Origin of the sequence: Vibrio sp. Evd11 (assembly GCF_900382755.1) — a bacterium.
Lineage (GTDB): Bacteria > Pseudomonadota > Gammaproteobacteria > Enterobacterales > Vibrionaceae > Vibrio > Vibrio lentus.
Map to the genome: position 1 here is coordinate 1 of NZ_OSDX01000073.1, position 21,078 is coordinate 21,078.

Genomic DNA, 21,078 nt, shown 5'->3' on the forward strand with positions numbered 1-21,078 from the left:
GCCGATGGTAGTGTGGGGTTTCCCCATGTGAGAGTAGGACATCGCCAGGCTTTAAATTCGTTATTTGCATAGCAAATAACAACCTCAACAGTGCACAAATCTGTTGATGACAATTTGTTGGAGGGATGGCTGAGTGGTCGAAAGCACCGGTCTTGAAAACCGGCAACCGTTAATAGCGGTTCTAGGGTTCAAATCCCTATCCCTCCACCACCATTGAAAAGCCCGCTGAGAAATCAGCGGGCTTTTTCATATCTGCTATTTAGAAAAACAAAAAAGAGCACTAACGTGCTCTCTCTATTATTCTCTTAACCAACATATCTAAAGTTAACTAGTCAGGGAGATATTTTCCTTCGGCTACCTGCCAGAATGCTCTAATCAATGGGTTCTCAAGTTGAGATCGTTTACAGCAGACACCTAATTCAAAGGGTTTGATAGGTTCTATTTTTAAGCGATCGACCTTGTCTCTCACAGGACTGTTGTTAATGACGACATCAGGAGCAATACCCACTCCACAGCCCAGTGCAACCATACTTACAATCGCCTCATGCCCAGATACCTGTGCGTAAATGTTGGGCTTAATCTTCATCCTTTTGAACCATGCATTCGCACGTTCACGGGCAGTGCCTGCTTCGGGAATGATAAAAGGCACTTCATTCCAGTTTGGGTTTTCGGATTGCAGTTGCTGACTAAAGCTACTGACACCGGATGGGATGATTACTGACAGTGGTATATCGCTGATGGTTTCGAATTCTAATCTTGAAGGCAAAATATCTGGTTTTGCTGAAATAGCAATATCAGCTTCATCATTCAGTATCTTGTCAATGGATTGCGCTGGGTCACCGGTAGAGAGCTTAAACTCAATATACGGATGAATAGCTCTGAATTCGGTAATGAGTTCAGGAAGGTGACTGTAGCTTGCTGTTACGGAACAGAAAATACGGATCTCACCCTTGAGTTCCTGTTCTCCGCCTTTTAGATGAAGATTATATTGCTGCCACTCGCCAACGATGCTCAATGCCACAGGTAATAGGTGTTTACCTGCCGGAGTGAGATCAACACTTCGATTATCCCTGATAAGCAGTTCTTGCCCTGTTTCTTCCTCAAGCTTTTGTATTTGACGACTAAGGGCAGAAGGACTGACGTGCATAGCAGCAGCTGTTTTGCTGAAACTCTTGCTATCACATAAATGTATAAATAATTGTAGAGATTTTATGTTCATGTTCTGTGATCGTTTCCATGTTGCATTTATTGCAATAACTAATTGTGAATATATCACTTTCAGCAACGGGATGTCTGTTTTAGTATGAAGTCATTCGATAGAGAGATATCGACCTTACGGACTTATTTTTAAAGGAGTGCCCTACAATGGCGAACTATTTCAATACATTAAACCTTCGTGAGCAACTAGACCAATTAGGTCGCTGCCGTTTCATGGATCGTGAAGAATTTACGACTGAAGCTGAATACCTTGAAGGTAAGAAGATCGTCATTGTTGGCTGTGGTGCTCAAGGCCTAAACCAAGGTCTAAACATGCGTGATTCTGGTCTAGACGTATCTTACGCTCTACGCCAAGCTGCAATTGATGAGAAGCGTCAATCATTCAAGAATGCTGACGAAAACGGCTTTGTAGTTGGTAGCTACGAAACGCTAATCCCTCAAGCAGACCTAGTGATTAACCTTACTCCTGATAAGCAACACACTAATGTTGTTGAGACAGTAATGCCTCTAATGAAAGAAGGCGCTGCTCTTGGTTACTCTCATGGTTTCAACGTTGTTGAAGAAGGCATGCAATTACGTGCTGACCTTACCGTTGTAATGGTTGCACCTAAATGTCCAGGTTCTGAAGTACGTGAAGAGTACAAGCGTGGCTTCGGTGTTCCAACGCTGATCGCTGTTCACCCAGAAAATGACCCTAAAGGCGAAGGCTGGGATATCGCTAAAGCTTGGGCTGCAGGTACTGGTGGTCACCGTGCAGGTTGCCTAGAGTCTTCATTCGTAGCTGAAGTTAAATCTGACCTTATGGGTGAGCAAACAATTCTATGTGGCATGCTACAAGCCGGTTCTATCGTATCTTACGAGAAGATGATTGCTGATGGCATCGAACCAGGCTACGCAGGTAAACTTCTACAATACGGTTGGGAAACGATTACTGAAGCACTTAAGTTCGGTGGCGTAACTCACATGATGGACCGTCTATCTAACCCGGCTAAAGTTAAAGCGTTTGAGCTTTCTGAAGAGCTAAAAGATCTAATGCGTCCGCTTTACAACAAGCACATGGATGACATCATTTCTGGTCACTTCTCGAGCACTATGATGGCTGACTGGGCGAACGATGACGTGAACCTACTAGGCTGGCGCGAAGAGACAGGCGAAACAGCATTCGAAAACTACCCAACTTCTGACGTAGAAATCTCAGAGCAAGAGTACTTCGATAACGGTATCCTTATGGTTGCTATGGTTCGTGCGGGTGTTGAGCTAGCATTCGAAGCAATGACAGCATCTGGCATAATCGATGAGTCTGCTTACTACGAGTCTCTACATGAGCTTCCATTAATCGCAAACACAGTTGCTCGTAAGCGTCTTTACGAAATGAACGTTGTAATCTCTGATACAGCTGAGTACGGTAACTACCTATTCGCTAACGTAGCAACACCGCTACTACGCGACCAGTTCATGCCTTCAGTTGCAACTGACGTAATCGGTCGCGGTCTAGGTGAAACATCTAACCAAGTAGATAACGCGAAGCTGATTGAAGTAAACGAAGCTATCCGTAACCACCCTGTAGAGTACATTGGTGAAGAGCTACGTAGCTACATGAGCGACATGAAGCGTATCGCTGTAGGCGGTTAATTAGTCGCTTAGATACTGATAAATTTGTAGAAAAAGCAAAGCAGTATCATTGGCTCCTTACTGGTTGGAGTTATTATTAAGCAACACAACATCTAATAAAAAGGCTTGGTCGCCGTTGACCAAGCCTTTTTGCTTTTAGGCGCAAAGTTATACAGATCAGTAGAATGGACATTGCTTGATAGGTCTTAGACGTCGAATGTCAGTTCTTGATTGAGCCTTAGAAATACAAAAGGGTTGGTGTTTTCACATCAACCCTTTCAGTTTTCTTGCTTTACGGCTTACTTATCAGCAATCTTTGCTTCTAAATCCGCTAGCTTCTGTTCCATTTCAGTTAGCTTTTGGCGAGTGCGAAGCAGTACTTGTGTTTGAACATCAAACTCTTCACGGCTCACAACGTCTAGCTTGTTTAGTTGGCCTTGGATAACCTGGCGAACTTTTTGATCAACGTCTGAACCAAGCTCTTTTACTGGTTGAGGCATAGAATCGTGGATCTGCTTAGCAATCTGCTCTAGTTTTTTTGGATCAAACATATCAATTAAAACTCCTGAATATTTACCACTATTCTATTTAATCACACTTGAGATGTCGCCTATGGCGTATAAAAAAAGGCCACCGAAGTAGCCTTTTTATTGTTAATACGACTTAGCGATTACTTATTATCAGCTAATTCTCTGTGTGCCGCTTTTGCTTCATCGACGCGAGCTAGCTTTTCTAGGTCTTTGTCTTCAACAAATACAGGTAGAGGTTTGTGTTTTTCAGCCAAGTAGCTGTAAATCACTGGCAGTACAAATAGCGTGAAGATAGTACCAATCGCTAGACCAGCAACGATTACGATACCAATACTAAAGCGCTGAGCTGCACCCGCACCACTTGCGTACATCAGTGGGATTAGACCCGCGATCATCGCAGCTGTTGTCATCAGGATTGGACGAAGACGAACCTTCGCAGCTTCCATTACCGCTTCGATACGAGTCTTGTGATGATGCAACTGTTCTTCTTTTGCAACTTCACAGATCAAGATACCGTGCTTGGTAATCAGGCCGACCAAGGTTATGAGACCTACTTGCGAGTAGATGTTCATCGTTGCCGCACCCCAAGCCAGAGCTATTAGGGCACCACAGATCGCCAGTGGTACAGATACCATGATAACCAATGGATCTTTCAGAGATTCGAATTGAATCGCCAGTACCAAGAAGATGATAGCCAGTGCTAGACCAAAGGTTGCGTAGAGTGCGCTACCTTCAGTTACGTATTGACGTGCTTCTCCCATGTAATCGTGGTTGTAGCCACTTGGAAGCTTATTTGCCGCCGTGTCTTCAAACCATGCAATTGCATCACCCATTGCAGCGCCTGGAGCAGGTACTGCACCAATCGTAGCTGAGTTCAATTGGTTGAAGTGAGGAAGAGAGCGAGGCTCTGCCACAACATCAATCGTAATCAAACTGCCTAGTGGTACAGCATTACCGTCCGCAGCACGTACGTAGTAGTTATTCATCGATTCTGGGTTCAAACGGAATTTACGTTCAACCTGAGGGATAACCTCGTAAGAACGACCATTCAAGTCGATACGGTTTACGTAGCCATCTGACATCATGGTACCTAGCGTGATACCGATATCTTGCATGGTTACGCCGTATGCGCCCGCTTTATCCTTGTCGATGTGTACTTTCATCGTTGCTGAGTCGTAGTTCAGATCGAGATCCGAGTATACGAATAGTGGGTTTGTCGCTACATCAGTCAAAATGTCAGTGGTGATTTGGAACAAGCTTTCAAAACTGTTTGGCGTTGTAATAACAAACTGAATTGGAAGGCCTGAACCTGCACCTGGTAGTTCTGGCATTTGGAAGGCTGTTACGGCCATTCCTGGAACATCTTTCACCAAACCACCAACGCGGTTTGCTACCTCAGATTGGCTTGCTTCACGCTCACTCCAAGGAACCATAGATGCAATACCAAACGCTTGGTTTGCATTAGGAACACCTGTGAACACCTGCGCGTAAGCTACTTCTGGCTGATCAGACAGAATCTTGTTTACGTCGTTCATGGTATTTTGCATGAAGTCTAAGTTCGCATTAGATGGTGCAGTACCCATCAGCATGATTACACCTTTATCTTCTGAAGGTGCTAATTCACTAGGGATGAACTTGAACAACATCGGCAAACTTGCAAATACGATGATAGCAAAGCCAATAAATACTGGACGATGTTGCATTACCGCGCTAAGCATACGCTCGTAACGGTTAGTCATACCATCCAAAACGCTATGAACCTTCTGCTCAAACTTGCTCGGCTCAGCGTGAGCTTTCAGCATTTTTGAACACATCATTGGCGACAGCGTTAGTGCCACGATACCTGATACAAATACAGAACCGGCTAGGGTTAATGCGAACTCTTTAAATAGTGAGCCCGTGATACCGCCCATCATCGCGATTGGAGCGTATACCGCACCTAGCGTGAGTGTCATTGCGATAACAGGCACCGCAATTTCACGAGTACCGATTATCGCAGCGCGGAAAGGGGACTCCCCGAGCTTGATATGCCTGTCGACGTTCTCAAGTACCACGATCGCATCATCTACCACCAGACCGATGGCGAGTACCATTGCCAGTAGTGTCATCAGGTTCCAAGAGAAGCCCATCGCCTGCATTACCATTGCCACACCAATCAGAGATAGTGGGATAGTAACGATAGGGATCAGTACCGCTCGGAATGAACCTAAGAACAATGTGATTACGATTAATACGATTAATGCCGCTTCAAGAATTGTCTTGATAACTTCTTGAATTGACTCGTTAATCGCAATGGTTGAATCGTACATTACGTTCATTGATATGTTGCTTGGAAGGTTCTTCTCTAGCTGAGGAAGAAGCTCAAGTACATCTGCAGCGATGTTGATTGGGTTCGCACTTGGTGCCGCATTAATTGCTGCAACAACCGCCTCCTGACCGTTCGCACTTGCACGATAAACGTCGTGGCTTTTCTCTAGAGAAACCTTAGCGATGTCAGACAGACGAATAATCTCACCTTCACCACTTCTAACGACTAAGTTCTCTAACTCTTCAGTGTTTGATACTTGTGTATCGGCACTGCCGTTATAAAGAACGAATTCGCCAGTAGCTTGACCTGTCGCTGACTGGTAGTTGTTGGCATTCAATACCGACATAACATCAGTAGCGGTTAGGTTAACAGCTGCCATTTTTGACGGATCTAGCCATACGCGCAGTGCGTATTTCATACCACCGTAAAGGTCGACTTTAGATACACCATTTACCGTAAATAGCTGCGGGTTGATTACACGCTCTAGATAATCGGTGATTTGGCTTGATACGAGCTCATCACTGGTAAAGCCAATATAAAGTACCGCGGTCGTTGAACCGGTCGACATGGTTACGGTTGGATCTTCGGCTTCTTTTGGAAGCTGAGAACGCACCGAGTTTGTCTTGGCCAGTATGTCAGACAGCGCCGCATTCGGGTCGGTGTTCAACTTCATGTTAACTGTGATAGTTGAACTACCCAGTACAGAAGATGAAGTCATATAATCGATATTATCCGCTTGAGCCACAGCCTGTTCGAGGGGCTGGGTTATAAAGCCTTGGATAAGATCGGCACTTGCACCGTAGTAACTCGTTGTTACGGTTACCACGGTATTCGTCATTTCAGGGTATTCACGCACCTGCATTTTGAAGATTGCTTGTAGACCAAGCAGCGCAATCAAAAAGCTGATGGATACCGCTAGAACTGGACGTTTAATAAAAACATCAGTAAAGCGCATTATGCCTCCAGTTACAGCTTAGGTGTTTCAGATGGTGGCGTGATCGCATCACTTTCCACAACCTTAACTTTGGCACCGTTACTTAGACGAACTTGGCCAGAAGTTACAACTGTATCGCCAGCTTTAACACCCTCAAGGATGTGAGCAATATCAGCGGTACGTTCACCTACTTTTACAACATGTTGAGCAACACGTTGAACACCATCTTCTTCCGTTAGGATGTAAACATTGTCACCGTATAGTGTGAAGGTGATTGCTGTTTGAGGTAGTGTTACTTGGTTCTCTAGCTTAGGCAGAATGATGTTGGCACGAGCGAACATACCGCTACGAAGCTTGCCATCATTGTTTGGAATGTCTGCTTGAACTTGAATCAAACCACTTTGGATGCTTACTGCAGGTTCGATTGCACTAATAGAACCTTCGAAAGGTTTTTCAGGGTAAGCGTCCACGAAGATATCGATAGCTTGACCAACATTGATGCGTGAGATGTCTGTTTGAGAAACGGTGAAGCGCAGGCGCATTACACTGGTGTCTTCTAAACGAACGATATCAGTACCCGACTGCAGGTATTGACCTAGATACACATTACGGATACCGACTTTTCCATCGAATGGTGCACGGATTTCACGGCGTTCAATCGATGCTTTCAGGCTTTCAATGTCAGCAGATAGAGAGAAGTAGTTCGCTTCTGCTTCATCGTATGCTTCTTTAGAGATCGAGCCTTTCTTATATAGACCTTGGTAACGTTTATATTTTGCTTTCGCGGCAGGCAAACGAGCTTCAGAACTCTTTAGGTTTGCTTTTTCTACGTCAGAATCGAGACGTACTAGTTGCTGACCATTCTTAACATCAGTACCAGATTCGAAAGAGATTTGATCAATGACACCGCTGGTTTCGTTCTCTAGTGTTACACCTTGGTTAGGTTCGATGAAGCCGATAGCTTCGATCACAGGAACCCAGTCGATAGGTTGAACTTCTGTTACCGTTACTGGAAACTCTGGCTCAGGTCGGTTAGCCATAAACTCAGCAATTTTTTGTTGTTTAAACATGTTAAACCCAATAACGCTGCCGAAAAGTAGTACAGCGATGAGTAACATGAAGAAAGTCCACTTTTTCATTCTAGTTAGAACTCCAAATTAGTGTGTAATAATCGCATCCCAACTTGCTTCAATCGCCGCTTCAATGGCTTTTTTATCAAGTTGGTAATATCCAAGAGATTGCTTACGGGCCAGCGTGACACTGACTTCTAAGCTAAGTGCTGCTAAAACAGGGTTTTCTAGAGGCTTAAACACCCCTTGCTCTCTACCTTCAGTAAAGAGTTGATCTATTTTGTGGAACATTTTTCGTTCAATCTCTTTGGTCTCATGGCTGCGAATACAAGGTAAAGAGTCGTATTGAGCTCTATTCTTTAAATTGCAGATGTTTGATCCCGAGAGCTCGAAAATGTTGAGCCACATTTTTCTAAATCGTTCTTTTAGACTCATCGAATCTTCAACGCCTTGCTGAATTAAACCAGCATTTCGTTGAGTGACAGCTAAGCGAACTTGTTGTAATAGTTCTTCTTTGTCTGAGAAGTAGCGATAAATAGTTCCAGCAGCAACTCCTGCTTCTTTAGCTAGTTTATGCATAGAAAGTCCGTGAAAGCCTGATTCAGCAATCAGTTTTTCGGCGGCATCTATAATTTGTTGTCTTTTATCTATCATAGAATAAGAACCAGACAGTGATAATATACTCACTAATGAATGAACGTTCATTCATTATAGCCTAAGACCCACACATATGTGCAACATAGTTTTTTATATGTGATATAAAATTCTTGCATAAGAGAGCGTAGCATTCGTGGTGTTGCAGCATTATTATAGGCGCGCAATTGAATTCGCTCCGATAGACCAAATTGAGAACCAAATGAAACTGAACCCAAGACAAGATGAAGCCGTGAAATATGTTTCGGGCCCCTGCTTAGTGTTAGCAGGCGCAGGATCCGGTAAAACGCGTGTTATCACGAATAAGATTGCTTACTTGGTTCAAGAGTGTGGTTACAAGGCACGCAATATTGCAGCGGTAACTTTTACCAATAAAGCGGCACGCGAGATGAAAGAACGTGTGGGGCAAACTCTGGGTAAAGGTGAATCGAAAGGCCTGATCGTTTCGACTTTTCATACCATGGGCTTAACTATCATTCGTCGTGAATACAAAGCGTTGGGTCTGAAAGCGGGCTTCTCTCTATTTGATGACCAAGACCAGTTGGCGCTATTAAAAGAGCTAACAGAGAGACAGATCGATGGTGATAAGGACCTGCTGCGTGCTTTAATGAGCACTATTTCGAATTGGAAGAATGACATGCTGACGCCAGATCAGGCGAAAGCTCGAGCTCAAGGCGAACAAGAGCAGTTGTTTGCATTCTGTTTTGAGATGTACCAGAAACAGATGAAGGCATACAACGCGCTCGATTTTGATGATCTGATTGCGATGCCAGTATTACTTCTGAAAACCAATCAAGAAGTGCGCGAGCGCTGGCAGTCTCGTATTCGCTATTTACTTGTCGATGAGTATCAAGATACCAACACCAGCCAATATGAATTGGTGCGTCTGCTTGTGGGAGAGCGTGGTCGTTTGACGGTCGTAGGTGACGATGACCAATCTATTTACTCATGGCGTGGTGCAAAACCGCAAAACTTGGTGCTGTTAGGTGAGGACTACCCGAACTTACGCTTGATCAAACTAGAGCAGAACTACCGCTCAACGAGTCGAATTTTGCGTGCAGCGAATATCTTGATCGCTAATAACCCACACGTTTATGAAAAGTCACTGTTCTCTGAGATCCCGGACGGTGAAAAGCTCAAAGTATTGAATGCTAAGAATGAAGAGCATGAAGCAGAGCGTATTACAGGTGAGATCATCGCTCACAAGTTTTTGAATCGCACAGAATATAAAGATTACGCAGTGCTGTACCGTGGTAACCACCAATCTCGCTTGATTGAAAAAGCGTTGATGCAGAACCGTGTGCCTTACAAAATTTCTGGCGGTACCTCTTTCTTCGCTAGAGCTGAGATTAAAGACATCATGGCTTACCTCCGCGTGTTGGTGAACCCTGATGATGACAACGCGTTTCTACGTATTGTAAACACACCACGTCGTGAGATTGGCCCGGTGACGCTTGAGAAGTTAGGCAGCTACGCCAACATGCGTGGCAAGAGCTTGTTTGAAGCTAGCTTTGAGATGGGTTTAGAGCAAACTTTGACTGGTCGTGGTTTAGAAAACCTGCGCCGTTTCAGCGATTGGATTGTTCGTATTTCTGATAATGCTGAACGTGGCAATACCGTTGAGGCTGTACGCTCATTGGTTCGTGATATTAACTATGAAGATTGGTTGTACGAAACCTCGGCAAGCCCGAAAGCTGCAGAGATGAGAATGAAGAACGTTTCTGATCTTTATAGTTGGATCGTTGCTGACCTTGAGGGTGACAACTACGACAAAGAAGAGAAGACCCTACGAGAAGTGGTTCAACGTTTAACGCTACGTGACATGATGGAGCGTGGTGAAGATGATGACGATGCAGACCAAGTTCAATTAATGACATTGCACGCATCGAAAGGCCTAGAGTTTCCGTATGTATTTCTGATGGGGGCAGAAGAGGGTATCTTGCCGCACCAAACCAGTGTCGATGAAGGTAACGTAGAAGAAGAACGTCGTCTTATGTATGTAGGGATTACTCGAGCGCAGAAAGAGCTGACCTTCACTAAATGTCGTGAACGTCGTCAGTATGGCGAATTGATAAAGCCATCACAAAGCCGATTCCTTGATGAACTGCCGCATGAAGATGTGGAGTGGGAAAGCGTGAAGAAGCCTCAATCCGCAGAAGAACGAATGGAGAAAGGGCAGGCACACATTGCCAACATTCGTGCGATGTTCAATAAGAAGTGATGTTTGGCTTTAAATCGAGACCAATAAAAAGGTGACCATGAGGTCACCTTTTTTGAATTTGGCATTTTTAATTACAGAGCGGTAAATTACAGACCGGCAATCATGTGCTCGATAGCACCTTTGATTTCGTCGTCGGAACAGTCCATACATGAACCTTTCGCTGGCATAGCATTGAAGCCGTTGATTGCGTGGTCAGCTAGGATGTCGCGACCTTGGGCAATACGAGGCCCCCAGTCACCAGCATCACCTGTTTTAGGTGCGCCACTTACGCCGGATGCGTGACAAGCGATACAAAAGGTACCGTAAACTGCTGCGCCATCACGAGGGCCTGTTGGTTCTGCGGCTACTGGCTCGCTGCCGACTAGGTAAACTTGGCCAACTGGTTTGATGCGTTCAGCAATAGCATCTTGCTCTGCTTCACTTAGGCCTGAAGCCATAGCGCCAGTTGAAAAGGTTAAAACTGCGATGACAACGCTTAAAATTCGACGAGACATATCCATTAAACTCACTTTACATTCCCAAGGTAAGTACATGCTTACCAATTTATAGTGTTGGAAGGGTGTTTTGGCTTTATCAGCAAAGAGCAACTGTTAAACCAATGTAAATAATGGGTGATTATATCCTGATAAGTTGTTGCAATAAACAACAACTTATAAGCTCCAGAGGGTTGTAGTACTCAAATAAGGGGTTTATCACATATTAACTGTCGAAAAAGAGACCAAACAGAAAAAAAAGTTAAAAAAGTACTAGACGACCTTAGGTGATATACGTATTATTCCACTCCGCCGACAGGGCATGCGCCTGTAGCTCAGCTGGATAGAGCGTTGGCCTCCGGAGCCAAAGGCCGAAGGTTCGAATCCTTTCAGGCGCGCCATCCGGTCTCTTACTTCGGTAAGTGAGAATTGGCAAAAAAGAAACAATGGTGGCTATAGCTCAGTTGGTAGAGCCCTGGATTGTGATTCCGGTGGTCGCGAGTTCGAATCTCGTTAGCCACCCCATTCTTTCTTTACAAAATAACGGTAGCTTAGGCTTCCAGTGTTGACTCATTATTCCCAAGAGTCGAGACAAAATTAGTCGGTGAATAGCGCAGCTTGGTAGCGCATCTGGTTTGGGACCAGAGGGTCGGGGGTTCGAATCCCTCTTCACCGACCACTATTTCAATAATCGCTTGATAGCGGTTATATAAAAAATTAGTGGTGGCTATAGCTCAGTTGGTAGAGCCCTGGATTGTGATTCCGGTGGTCGCGAGTTCGAATCTCGTTAGCCACCCCATTAATTTTGGTAACTTCTTTGAAGTTCCCTGTTTGAGAAATCAAACGAAACGTCTCGGTGAATAGCGCAGCTTGGTAGCGCATCTGGTTTGGGACCAGAGGGTCGGGGGTTCGAATCCCTCTTCACCGACCACCTTTAAGAAAGCTCATCAGAAATGATGAGCTTTTTTTTCATCTGTAGATCACCAGATTGTAACCCAAGTGGGGTTCGCCTGATGTTCAAAGAATATCTCTTCACCGATCACTTTAAGAAGCCTCAACTAAGCCGTCCGCGTCAGAAATGACGGGGCTTTTTTGCATCTATCGTATCGGAAATTCTTCAACTTTTTGTTTTTGAGTGCTGGGAACTGACTTATTTTGATACCTTGAATGGCACCGCTTCAGTCAAGCTCTCTCTAAACACCCCACCATCGATTTTCTAGATTCTCACGCCTCAATTGAGATGAGCGCTTTATGAAATACTCAGATCTATATCTAATTTTATATAAATAAATCACTCAATTATTCGACAGAATAATGAGTTTGGTCTAAAGATTTCTATTAAAAGTGAAATCTGCCCCTAAATTTGCTCACTAAGGCCTGTAATTGACAGCTTTCTTTACTCCCAGTCGCTTAAATTCTGCCCTAATTTATTAAACCTTTCGTTTTTCTGGTTTGTATTTGTTGAAATAATAGAAGAGGTTGAATGTATGGCTAAATGAGTTCTATCTGGTTGTTTTATTTACTTAAATTAATAAAATTAGTATTTGTTTCTATAGTGTTAATTGTTTTTTGGAATAATTATTTGTTTTTAGTGACTGATAGTGAGATCTGCTTTGAACCATAGGTTTAACTCTACAAGTAAGTAGTAGCAAGGGATTTGTGAGTGTTTATCACCAACAATATGATGTTGTTTTTTCTTACTATATGCTCTCTATGTGAATAGTTATGTGGCACTTTTGCTTGCTAAGCGTTTAATGTCGACTTTTTATCCTATTTTTGTTGCTTTTCTGTGAATTATTTGCCAAATTGTCAACCGTATAAAATATCAGAACAATATTCTGGTAAGAATGGATTCAATTTTGCAGACAGGGCAGAGAGCTGCCAAAGCAGTAGAGGTCTGGTAATGTCACTTTTAGAAGTAAAAAATCTTCGTATCGAATACCCATCTCGTCATGGAGTTCACGCAGCAGTAAAATCGCTTTCGTTCAACATTGAACGTGGTGAGATTGTTGGCGTTGTAGGGGAGTCTGGTGCCGGTAAATCAACAGTCGGCAATGCTGTGATCGATTTGCTAAGCCCTCCCGGTCGTATTGCGAGCGGTGAAGTGTTCCTTGATGGCGAAAAAGTATCGGGTTTATCTCCGGAAGAGATGCGTAAAGTTCGCGGCTCTAAGATTGGATTTATCTTTCAAGATCCAATGACTTCTCTTAATCCTCTATTTACCGTAGAACAGCAATTAAAAGAAACCATCCATGCCAATATGAAGGTATCGGATGCAGAAGCTTATCAGCGTTCATTAGACTTAATGAACCAAGTGGGTATCCCACAACCTGAAAACCGCCTTAAACAGTATCCGCACCAATTCTCTGGTGGTATGCGTCAGCGTGTGGTTATCGCGATTGCATTGGCAGGCGAACCTGACCTGATCATCGCCGATGAACCAACAACCGCTCTAGACGTATCTATCCAAGACCAAATCTTAGGCTTGATTCGCGATCTATGTATTAAGAAAAACGTAGGTTGTATGTTGGTGACCCACGATATGGGTGTTGTATCTAACGTGACTGACCGTGTTGCGGTTATGTACCGTGGTGATCTGGTTGAATTCGGCCCAACGAAACAAGTATTGGGTACACCTGAACACCCATACACGCACAGCTTGATTTCAGCCGTTCCTCGCTCAGACCGTAAACTCGACCGTTTCCCTCTTGTTAGCTACATCGAAGAAGCACACGAGATGGAAGCCTTAGATGTAAAAAATCACTGGTTAGGTCAAAGCCAAGATCATCGTGAATACACAGGTCCGCTACTGAACGTAGAAAACGTTAACCTGCGCTTTACGACAAAAGATTCTTTCTTCGAAAGCCGTCGCGAGTATGTGCAAGCTTCAAACAACGTAAGCTTTGAAGTGCATGAAGGTGAAACCTTTGGCCTAGTGGGTGAGTCTGGTTCTGGTAAATCAACGATTGCACGTGTTATCGCAGGCCTATACGCCCCTAACTCAGGTAAAGTAACCTTTGAAGGTGTCGATCTTACTGGGCTTAAATCTGAAAAAGAACGTCGCCCAATGCGTCGTCAAATGCAGATGGTTTTCCAAAACCCGTATACGTCAATGAACCCACGTATGAAGATTTTCGACATCATCGCAGAGCCAATTCGTTTCCATAAACTGACTCGCAACGAGAACGAAACTCGTCAGATTGTTCATGATTTGTTGGATCATGTTGGTCTTGGACAAATGGCAGGGGTTAAATACCCGCATGAATTCTCAGGTGGTCAGCGTCAGCGTATTTCTATCGCTCGTGCTTTGGCAACGCGACCTCGCCTATTGATTTGTGATGAACCAACGTCGGCGTTAGATGTATCGGTACAGGCGCAGATCCTAAACCTATTAAAAGATCTACAAGACGAACTCAACCTAACCATGCTGTTCATCAGTCATGATTTACCGGTTATTCGTCAGATGTGTGATCGTGTTGGCGTGATGCAGATGGGTACGCTACTGGAAGTAGCACCTACTGAGCAGTTATTTAACTCTCCACAGCATGAATATAGCCAACACCTGATTTCTTTAATGCCTGAATTTACGGGCTTACGAGAAGAAAAAGCAGTGGCACAAGCCGCAATATAAATTTCAGCAGGGTAGAGGTTTAGCCTGCCTGAAATACAATAACAGACGCAAATACAACAACTAGGGATCTGGATTCCCGCATGAAGGAGTTATGCAATGAAAACCATGAAAAGCAAATTAGCAGTAGCTTTGATGGCAGCTGGCCTAAGCTTTAGTGCAGCAGCAGCAGATATTACTGTTGGCTACGCAGCTGACCCAGTGTCACTTGACCCGCACGAGCAGCTATCTGGCGGCACACTGCAAATGTCTCACATGGTGTTTGACCCTCTAGTACGTTTCACTCAAGAGATGGATTTTGAAGGCCGCCTAGCGACAAGCTGGGAACGTGTCAATGAAACGACTTTCCGCTTTAATCTACGTCAGGGTGTTAAATTCCACTCAGGCAATGAACTAACAGCTGACGATGTTGTGTGGACATTCGAACGTCTACAAGCATCTCCAGACTTTAAGTCTATCTTCACGCCTTACGAGAAGATGGTAAAAGTGGATGACTACACAGTTGAACTAGTCTCTAAAGCGGCTTACCCACTAGTACTACAGACAGCAACCTACATCTTCCCAATGGACAGCAAGTTTTACTCAGGCCAAACAGCCGAAGGTAATGACAAGTCTGAGCTAGTTAAGCACGGTAACTCGTTCGCTTCTACAAACGTTTCAGGTACAGGTCCATTCATCGTTACTCAACGTGAGCAAGGCGTTAAAGTAACGTTTGAGCGTTTTAACGATTACTGGGATACAGAAACGAAAGGTAACGTAGACAAGCTAACATTGGTTCCAATCAAAGAAGATGCAACACGTGTTGCAGCACTTCTTTCTGGCGATGTAGACATGATTCACCCAGTAGCGCCTAACGATCACAAGCGTGTTAAAAACGCTAAAAACATCGATCTAGTGACGCTGCCTGGTACTCGTATCATTACGTTCCAAATGAATCAAAACAGCAACGAAGCACTGAAAGATGTTCGCGTTCGTCAAGCAATCGTTCATGCGATTAACAATGAAGGTATTGTTAAGAAAATCATGAAAGGTTTCGCTACTGCAGCTGGTCAGCAAAGCCCAACAGGCTACGCGGGTCACGATGATGCACTAGTACCTCGTTACGACCTGAAAAAAGCAAAAGAGCTAATGAAGGAAGCGGGCTACGAAGATGGCTTTACGCTAACGATGATGGCACCAAACAACCGTTACGTGAACGATGCAAAAGTGGCTCAAGCGTCTGCGGCAATGCTATCTAAGATTGGTATCAAAGTTGATCTTAAAACGATGCCTAAAGCACAGTACTGGCCTGAGTTTGACCTATGTTCAGCAGACATGATGATGATCGGTTGGCACTCAGATACTGAAGATTCAGCTAACTTCAGTGAGTTCCTAACAATGACTCGTAACGAAGAAACGGGTCGTGGCCAATACAACTGTTCTGGTTACTCAAACCCAGAGATGGATGCAATTGTAGAAGCTTCTAACACTGAAACTGACCCTGTTAAGCGTTCTGAAATGCTGAAAGGCGTTGAAGCAACACTTTACAACGACGCAGCGTTTGTTCCTCTTCACTGGCAAAGTGAAGCGTGGGGCGCGAAGTCTAACGTAGGTGCAGCAGACGTAGTAAACCCAATGGTTATGCCTTACTTCGGCGACCTAGTTGTAAAATAATCTAGCTTGCTAGAATCGAGAGCCTGAAGCTTTTCAGGCTCTCGAATTATTAAGAAATAGATTTAAGTTTCGGTATTTGGTCTTCCTTCAGTCTGGCTAAATACCTTTTTTAAGACTGAAATTTTTTATCTAGTCGCGGATTTTGATTAGATAGTCATGGATAGATAAGGGGCAAGGAATGGTTACGTTTCTGGTCAAGCGCCTGTTTCAGGCACTGATAGTGATGTTTGTGATCAGTTTGGTGGCGTTTGCCATACAGGATAACCTGGGCGACCCGTTGCGTGAGTTAGTCGGTCAATCTGTTTCAGAATCGGAGCGTCAAGCGCTGCGTGATGAACTCGGCTTAAATGATCCCTTCATTACAAAATACACTCGCTTTGTAGGCGCTGCTCTACAGGGTGATCTTGGTACTTCGTACTTCTTTAAGCGTCCGGCTGTGGACGTGATTCTCGATAAGTTAGTAGCCACACTAGAGTTAGTGTTTGGCGCTTCTATTATTATTGTTTGCCTGTCGATTCCACTAGGCGTTTACTCTGCTATTCACCCTAAGAGCTTTTTTACCAAGCTGATTATGGCGGGCAGTAGCGTCGGTATCTCGGTTCCTGTGTTCTTGACGGCCATTATGTTGATGTATGTATTCTCTATCGAGTTAGGCTGGCTACCGTCCTTTGGTCGTGGTGATACGGCAAACTGGTTTGGTTGGGAATCTGGCTTCCTAACGCTTGATGGCTTGGCTCACCTTGTGCTTCCAAGTATTGCTTTGGCTTCAATCATGCTGCCGCTGTTCATTCGTCTCGTGCGTTCTGAAATGCTGGAAGTATTGAGCTCGGAATACATCAAATTCGGCAAAGCGAAAGGCTTAGCTTTAAACAAAATCTATTACCAACATGCATTGAAAAACACCATGCTACCGGTACTTACCGTTGGTGGTGTTCAGATTGGTACTATGGTGGCATACACCATTCTTACGGAAACGGTTTTCCAGTGGCCAGGTACAGGCTTCTTATTCTTAGAAGCAATCAACCGTGTAGATACACCACTGATTACCGCATACGTTATTTTTGTTGGTCTTATTTTCGTAGTGACTAACACGATTGTTGATTTGCTTTACGGTGTTATCAACCCAACCGTTAACATCACAGGGAAAGGAGCATAATCATGGAACAGACATCGACAGTGCCGTCTCGCTGGGAACGTTTTAAGCAATCTGACATTGTGTATTACTTCTTACGCGACAAAGTGGCAATGGTGAGCTTCGCCATTTTCTCAATCTTTTTAGTGATGGCTCTAGCTGCACCTATTCTAGCGCCAACAGACCCGTACGACGTGACATCGATTGATATCATGGACTCAGAACTTCCACCATCATGGATGGAAGATGGTGAAGATCGCTTCTTGCTAGGAACGGATGAGCAAGGCCGTGATATTTTATCGACCATGCTTTACGGTTCGCGTTTATCACTGACCATTGGTTTCTTAGCGGTAGGTCTACAACTGACGCTTGGTATCATCATTGGTTTGTCTGCGGGTTACTTCGGTGGCCGTATTGATAGCTTCTTGATGCGTTTTGCGGATGTTCAGCTCTCTTTCTCGACCATGATGGTTGCGATCATTGTCTCGGCCATCTTTAAGGCAAGCTTTGGTAGTGACTTCTATGCGCAATACGCCGTTGTCATGCTGGTGGTCATTATTGGTATTGCCGAATGGCCTCAGTATGCGCGTACCATTCGTGCATCAGTATTGGCAGAGAAGAAGAAAGAATATGTAGAAGCAGCTCGCGTGATGGGCTTTAAAGCGCCACGTATTATGTTCCGCCATATTCTACCGAACTGCTTATCACCAATTTTGGTTATCTCTACGGTACAGGTGGCAAATGCCATCATGTCGGAAGCGGCACTTTCTTTCCTAGGCTTAGGTTTGCCAGTCGACCAACCGTCACTGGGTGCCCTGATCAGTACCGGTTTTAACTACATTTTCTCTGGAGCATGGTGGATCACAGCATTCCCAGGTGTGCTTTTGGTAACACTCGTTCTAGTGATCAACCTATTAGGCGACTGGTTACGTGATGTATTTAACCCTAAAATTTATAAAGGGTGATAACGCGGATTGATTTTTAGTAAAAAAAATCACTAAACTAAGAGCCGTAAGCAATTACGGCTCTTTTTTTGCTTAATGGATCTGGAACTAAGTATTATTGACATGGTCAATAATACTTAAAATGGAATTCATGTTTTATCGACATAGAATCGGTAACAATTAGCCCGAGAGGGTTTAAGTGGTGGTTATGAAATTGACAATGAATGCTGTATGTCGTGCTGTGAGTAAAAATTATCGTGTGGGGCTTATTGCTGCATCCCTCTTGGCATCGAGCCAGGTTAATGCAGAATCGGTTCTATGTGATGCTACTCAAGCAAGCACTAATCAATTACCACAGCTAGAACAATCATGTCCGATCGGTAAGGGTGTTTGGGGTAGCAAGGCGTCTAAACGTCATTCAGCTAATGAACTGTTTTGGGTTCAATGTGGCCTGCTCAATAAGCCTTTGTCATTGAGCCGAGCGAAGCCTCTTTATGAGAAAATCTCGACCAATGTTTGGATGAAGCCTGAAGGAAGTGACTACCGTTGCTTAATCGGCCCTTATTCAACCTTCTCTGATGCGAGAAAAGACCTAGCTCAAGTACGTAAGGTTCCTGGTTACGGTGAAGCCTTTATTCGTATGGTCGATAAGTCTCAGACCTCGTCACAGCCTATCGTTGCAAAACCGGCAGAGCCAAAAATGGTCAAGCCCAAAGCGCCTGTAAAACCAAAACCAGAAGCGAAGCCTGCACCGAAACCCGTGGTCGCGACTTCAGCGGTAGCCGCAACGAGTGCAGCCGCAATTCAAGCGATTCCTAGCAATGCTTCAAGTTCGGGCAATGATCTCGATATCGAAGTTCGTGTGACCGCTAATGTTGCGGGCAACAAATATGCAGTGCCATATTTGTCGGACCATAAACAGCAGTTCTATATGGAACAGGGAAAGCCTTGGAGTCGTCTAGATTTTGGTAGTGCCGAACTTGTGTGTAATCAGATCGGCATGAAGTTGATGAATGAACAGCAGTGGCAAAGCATCCTTGGATCAAAAGTCATGGAAAAGCAGAACTGGCCAATGCACTTACCTTATTGGGGAGCGGATAAAAAAGGCCTGTTCACCAATGGTAACGTAAACCAACTTAAAGGTTCTTCACTACTTAACGTGATGTGTGTTAAGTAGCGTTAATAGCATTTGGGTTACCGTAGGCCAAAAGGTCCAGATAAAAGAAACCCCAGCGATTGGCTGGGGTTTTTGTTTTTATGGGTGAAGATTATTCGTCGTTAGACACACCATCCCAAGTCATGTTGAAGTTGATATCAGTAATGTAATCATTCCAGTTGCTTGACCCATCAGATATTTTACCCATGATGCTATATGTCTCATCCAGATCAAGGCGGTTATTGTTATCATAACCGAACAAGAATGAGATGACCGCGTTTGGCGTTCCATCTTCGTAAGCCGTGAAACAAGAGTTATTGTTCGCGTAGATACCATTGTGGTTATCGTCAAAAGTCACTCTAAAGCTATCAAAAATAGCCTCATCACCATCCTGACCTTCAAATAGACCGTCACAGCTGATGCCATTCATCCACACTTTAATGTAATCATGGGAATTACCTGAACCATTAGCCACATCCATTTGAAGGGAGGTTGAGATCAATTTGAATGTATCTTCTTGAGAGCTTGGCCAGTAGATAGCGGCATCTCTTACATCAGAGTTATCGCTCGATGCTACTTGAATACGTTTCTCAGCATCTAGCTCGCTCTTAAACCAAATGTAACGACTTGATTCGCCATCTTCTGTTTGAAGAAGCGTTACAGCGCCTTGTGATATTTCATTGCTATCGTAATCGTTGGTCACATCATAGGTGATATTGAAAACATCGCTACCTTCTGCATAAGCTGCAACTAAGCTATTGCCTTCGATAGAATATGTGCCGATCAACTCATCTGCCTCTGACGTACATTCGGTTTTGTTTTCAACAGTTCGGTTACTGTAATAAACATTGCCATCTTCGAATCGAACAGTATCACACCATACTCGAGAGTAATCGTTCGATTCATTGCCATCACCGTCAGATTGACCTCTTTCAAGGAAGTACCATGTATTATTGATTAGAGGGTGATCGCCTTCTGGTGGTGTGATATCTGCTGGCTTTACGTTTGGTAGCGCTAAGGTAACCATTTCAGATTCAATGTCATTCTCTTCACCGCCAGAGAAGTTGATTCCTTTTGCCACATAAAGTATGACACCGTTGGTTTCCGATGTAGGTGTACCTTCCAGTGTGACTAAGCCACTTGCGTCTACATTTACGGAAACACCAGGGATTGGATTGCTTGCTGGCTCATTGTCGTGAGCAGCGTAGTTTGCGTAGTATTCAACGTCACCAGAAACACTTGAGGTAAATAACTCACTAATATCGAGTTGCTCAGAGAACTCTTCACCAGCTTTAAGCGACCACGTGCCAGAGATTGTCTTTTGAAGTTCGGCTTCAACAGCCTCGTCGACAGCGATATCGCCTACCTCAATGATTGGCAAATCAAAAACTGCTGGCTCTGAAACCATAAATGTTGCAGCGTGTCCGTCATCGGCTGTGATGTTGAACTGCTTGATATCTTCTGTTGGCGTTTCCGGGTGGCCTGAGATAACTAGGGCGTGTTGATCTTTCGTGAGTGTTTTTTGAACAGCATGGTAAAGAGTTAT

13 protein-coding genes, 6 tRNA genes and 1 pseudogene are annotated in these 21,078 nt (G+C 44.2%); 13 read left to right on the forward strand and 7 right to left on the reverse strand.

What is annotated here, in order from left to right; all coding sequences use genetic code 11:
• The first annotated feature begins 119 nt into the window (after positions 1-119).
• Positions 120-210: transfer RNA gene (locus tag ED652_RS20715), tRNA-Ser, on the forward strand.
• Positions 211-328: 118 nt separating this feature from the next.
• Here the strand turns inward: ED652_RS20715 and ilvY are convergent.
• Positions 329-1,219 (reverse strand): HTH-type transcriptional activator IlvY, encoded by an 891-nt coding sequence (gene ilvY, locus ED652_RS20720; RefSeq protein WP_065106031.1) that lies wholly within the window; start codon positions 1,217-1,219, stop codon positions 329-331.
• Positions 1,220-1,365: 146 nt separating this feature from the next.
• On the opposite strand from ilvY, the gene ilvC reads away from it, so the two are divergent.
• Complete coding sequence (ilvC, locus tag ED652_RS20725; RefSeq protein ID WP_122056021.1) at positions 1,366-2,850, forward strand: ketol-acid reductoisomerase; 1,485 nt, start codon at positions 1,366-1,368, stop codon at positions 2,848-2,850.
• Positions 2,851-3,128: 278 nt separating this feature from the next.
• On the opposite strand, the gene ED652_RS20730 is transcribed toward ilvC, so the two are convergent.
• From ED652_RS20730 to ED652_RS20745, 4 genes are all read right to left on the reverse strand, one after another.
• A complete protein-coding gene (locus ED652_RS20730; RefSeq protein ID WP_009848085.1) occupies positions 3,129-3,380 on the reverse strand; it encodes an accessory factor UbiK family protein in 252 nt (83 codons plus the stop codon).
• A 119-nt stretch (positions 3,381-3,499) separates the two neighbouring features.
• A complete protein-coding gene (locus ED652_RS20735) occupies positions 3,500-6,622 on the reverse strand; it encodes a multidrug efflux RND transporter permease subunit (RefSeq protein WP_122056022.1) in 3,123 nt (1,040 codons plus the stop codon).
• Between the two features lie 11 nt (positions 6,623-6,633).
• On the reverse strand, positions 6,634-7,740 hold the full coding sequence (locus tag ED652_RS20740; RefSeq protein WP_122056023.1) for an efflux RND transporter periplasmic adaptor subunit: 1,107 nt from the start codon (positions 7,738-7,740) through the stop codon (positions 6,634-6,636).
• A gap of 18 nt (positions 7,741-7,758) precedes the next feature.
• Positions 7,759-8,376 carry a TetR/AcrR family transcriptional regulator gene (locus ED652_RS20745; protein ID WP_017096411.1) on the reverse strand — a complete coding sequence of 206 codons (618 nt, stop codon included), beginning with the start codon at positions 8,374-8,376 and terminating at the stop codon, positions 7,759-7,761.
• A gap of 151 nt (positions 8,377-8,527) precedes the next feature.
• On the opposite strand from ED652_RS20745, the gene rep reads away from it, so the two are divergent.
• Positions 8,528-10,546, forward strand: a complete 2,019-nt coding sequence (gene rep / locus ED652_RS20750; protein ID WP_122056024.1) for a DNA helicase Rep — start codon at positions 8,528-8,530, stop codon at positions 10,544-10,546.
• A gap of 86 nt (positions 10,547-10,632) precedes the next feature.
• Here rep and ED652_RS20755 read toward each other — a convergent pair whose 3' ends face one another.
• A complete protein-coding gene (locus ED652_RS20755; RefSeq protein WP_122056025.1) occupies positions 10,633-11,046 on the reverse strand; it encodes a cytochrome c5 family protein in 414 nt (137 codons plus the stop codon).
• 297 nt (positions 11,047-11,343) lie between these two features.
• Between ED652_RS20755 and ED652_RS20760 the strand changes: the two genes are divergently transcribed.
• From ED652_RS20760 to ED652_RS20805, 10 genes are all read left to right on the forward strand, one after another.
• A tRNA-Arg gene (locus ED652_RS20760) sits at positions 11,344-11,420 on the forward strand.
• Positions 11,421-11,468: 48 nt separating this feature from the next.
• Positions 11,469-11,544 (forward strand) — tRNA-His (locus ED652_RS20765).
• A 77-nt stretch (positions 11,545-11,621) separates the two neighbouring features.
• Positions 11,622-11,698: transfer RNA gene (locus ED652_RS20770), tRNA-Pro, on the forward strand.
• 44 nt (positions 11,699-11,742) lie between these two features.
• Positions 11,743-11,818 (forward strand) — tRNA-His (locus ED652_RS20775).
• 55 nt (positions 11,819-11,873) lie between these two features.
• Positions 11,874-11,950, forward strand: a tRNA-Pro gene (locus tag ED652_RS20780).
• Between the two features lie 972 nt (positions 11,951-12,922).
• On the forward strand, positions 12,923-14,650 hold the full coding sequence (locus ED652_RS20785) for an ABC transporter ATP-binding protein (RefSeq protein WP_122056026.1): 1,728 nt from the start codon (positions 12,923-12,925) through the stop codon (positions 14,648-14,650).
• Positions 14,651-14,746: 96 nt separating this feature from the next.
• A complete protein-coding gene (locus ED652_RS20790; protein ID WP_017112128.1) occupies positions 14,747-16,300 on the forward strand; it encodes an ABC transporter substrate-binding protein in 1,554 nt (517 codons plus the stop codon).
• Positions 16,301-16,478: 178 nt separating this feature from the next.
• On the forward strand, positions 16,479-17,456 hold the full coding sequence (locus ED652_RS20795; RefSeq protein WP_017112127.1) for an ABC transporter permease: 978 nt from the start codon (positions 16,479-16,481) through the stop codon (positions 17,454-17,456).
• Between the two features lie 2 nt (positions 17,457-17,458).
• Positions 17,459-18,397 carry an ABC transporter permease gene (locus ED652_RS20800; RefSeq protein ID WP_017112126.1) on the forward strand — a complete coding sequence of 313 codons (939 nt, stop codon included), beginning with the start codon at positions 17,459-17,461 and terminating at the stop codon, positions 18,395-18,397.
• Between the two features lie 187 nt (positions 18,398-18,584).
• Positions 18,585-19,553, forward strand: a complete 969-nt coding sequence (locus ED652_RS20805; protein WP_122056027.1) for an SPOR domain-containing protein — start codon at positions 18,585-18,587, stop codon at positions 19,551-19,553.
• A gap of 91 nt (positions 19,554-19,644) precedes the next feature.
• Here the strand turns inward: ED652_RS20805 and ED652_RS20810 are convergent.
• Positions 19,645-21,078, reverse strand: a pseudogene (locus ED652_RS20810) (hypothetical protein); the annotation flags it as partial.

Coding starts and splice junctions, on each gene's coding strand:
- ilvY (WP_065106031.1), bottom strand. CDS start 1,219: ATGAACATAAAATCTCTACAATTATTTATACATTTATGTGATAGCAAG.
- ilvC (WP_122056021.1), top strand. CDS start 1,366: ATGGCGAACTATTTCAATACATTAAACCTTCGTGAGCAACTAGACCAA.
- ED652_RS20730 (WP_009848085.1), bottom strand. CDS start 3,380: ATGTTTGATCCAAAAAAACTAGAGCAGATTGCTAAGCAGATCCACGAT.
- ED652_RS20735 (WP_122056022.1), bottom strand. CDS start 6,622: ATGCGCTTTACTGATGTTTTTATTAAACGTCCAGTTCTAGCGGTATCC.
- ED652_RS20740 (WP_122056023.1), bottom strand. CDS start 7,740: ATGAAAAAGTGGACTTTCTTCATGTTACTCATCGCTGTACTACTTTTC.
- ED652_RS20745 (WP_017096411.1), bottom strand. CDS start 8,376: ATGAACGTTCATTCATTAGTGAGTATATTATCACTGTCTGGTTCTTAT.
- rep (WP_122056024.1), top strand. CDS start 8,528: ATGAAACTGAACCCAAGACAAGATGAAGCCGTGAAATATGTTTCGGGC.
- ED652_RS20755 (WP_122056025.1), bottom strand. CDS start 11,046: ATGGATATGTCTCGTCGAATTTTAAGCGTTGTCATCGCAGTTTTAACC.
- ED652_RS20785 (WP_122056026.1), top strand. CDS start 12,923: ATGTCACTTTTAGAAGTAAAAAATCTTCGTATCGAATACCCATCTCGT.
- ED652_RS20790 (WP_017112128.1), top strand. CDS start 14,747: ATGAAAACCATGAAAAGCAAATTAGCAGTAGCTTTGATGGCAGCTGGC.
- ED652_RS20795 (WP_017112127.1), top strand. CDS start 16,479: ATGGTTACGTTTCTGGTCAAGCGCCTGTTTCAGGCACTGATAGTGATG.
- ED652_RS20800 (WP_017112126.1), top strand. CDS start 17,459: ATGGAACAGACATCGACAGTGCCGTCTCGCTGGGAACGTTTTAAGCAA.
- ED652_RS20805 (WP_122056027.1), top strand. CDS start 18,585: ATGAAATTGACAATGAATGCTGTATGTCGTGCTGTGAGTAAAAATTAT.